Raw genomic sequence first — 1096 nt, forward strand, 5'->3', positions numbered from 1 at the left:
TCCCAACCCCGATCCTGCGGGAACTCACCGATGGCATCCACCCCACCAGCCACCAACTCCCACAACTGCTCCGGAGAGCAAACACCTCCCGGGTACCGGCAGGCCATTCCGACGATCGCTACGGACTCACGGTGCGATTTCTCAGTCACAGCGGGCATCTGCTTAGGCAAATAAGCGTAGTTATGGTTCCGCTGGCCATCAGACTCCGCGCGATCGCCCGAAGACACCAATCTTCCCCCCAGAGAGCCGAGTACATGGGTACGCTACCCCCGATTCAGACTTTTGACTCTCATACGGTTGAAACATAGCGAACGGGGCCGAAGATGTCCGAGACCACCGCACACCAGGGCAACCGCTCGACCTCGAATACCCACCAACGTAAATTTCAGCAAAGGAATACCCACGAACGTCAATATGGGTCAACATCCGCAAAACGGCGGGTGGTCGTGACCGGGTTTGGTGCCGTGACTCCGCTGGGGGTAGGTGCGGAGCGCCTGCTCGACCGATGGTCGGCGGGTGATTCCGGGATCGCCGAGGGTGTCGGCGCCTGCACTGACTTCGAGCCGACCAATTACTTCAAGAACAAGGAAGTGAAGCGCTACGACCGCTTCACGCAGTTCGCGATCGTGGCGGCCCAGGAAGCGCTTACACAGGCCGGCTGGCTGGAAGACGGCGCACCCGTCGAACCCGAGCGGATCGGCTGTGTCATCAGTTCCGCCGAGGGCGGGCGCGCCGCCGTCATCGCTGGCTGGCACGAGTTCTGCGACTTTGGGCCCGAGGGCGTGTCTGCGTTGTTCGTGCCGAAGGTAATGAAGAACGCGGCGGCCAGCGTGCTGGCGATGCGTTTCGGCTGCGAAGGCCCGGCTTACGCAGTGGTTTCGGGCTGCTCGAGCGGTGGCGACGCGATTGTCGCAGGTATCCGCATGTTGCGCCTGGGTGAGGTCGACGCAGTCCTGGTCGGAGGCTCAGAGGCCAGCGTGCTCACCCCAATCTTGGCGGGCTACCGCGACATGGGGGTACTGTCGCCGTCTGGGGTGTCGCGTCCGTTCGATGCGCGTCGTGATGGCTTCGTGATGGGTGAAGGTGCCGGCGTGCT

The 1096-nt window shown here is 62.7% G+C and carries 1 protein-coding gene and 1 pseudogene; one reads left to right on the forward strand and one right to left on the reverse strand.

Annotated features, from left to right (window positions below; genetic code table 11):
- Positions 1-128, reverse strand: a pseudogene (locus BST28_RS25340) (beta-ketoacyl synthase N-terminal-like domain-containing protein); the annotation flags it as partial.
- Positions 129-323: 195 nt separating this feature from the next.
- On the opposite strand from BST28_RS25340, the gene BST28_RS22935 reads away from it, so the two are divergent.
- The coding region (locus BST28_RS22935; RefSeq protein ID WP_272937549.1) for a beta-ketoacyl-[acyl-carrier-protein] synthase family protein at positions 324-1096 on the forward strand (773 nt) is incomplete at its 3' end.

Origin of the sequence: Mycolicibacter kumamotonensis (assembly GCF_002086285.1) — a bacterium.
Classification (GTDB): Bacteria; Actinomycetota; Actinomycetes; order Mycobacteriales; family Mycobacteriaceae; genus Mycobacterium; species Mycobacterium kumamotonense.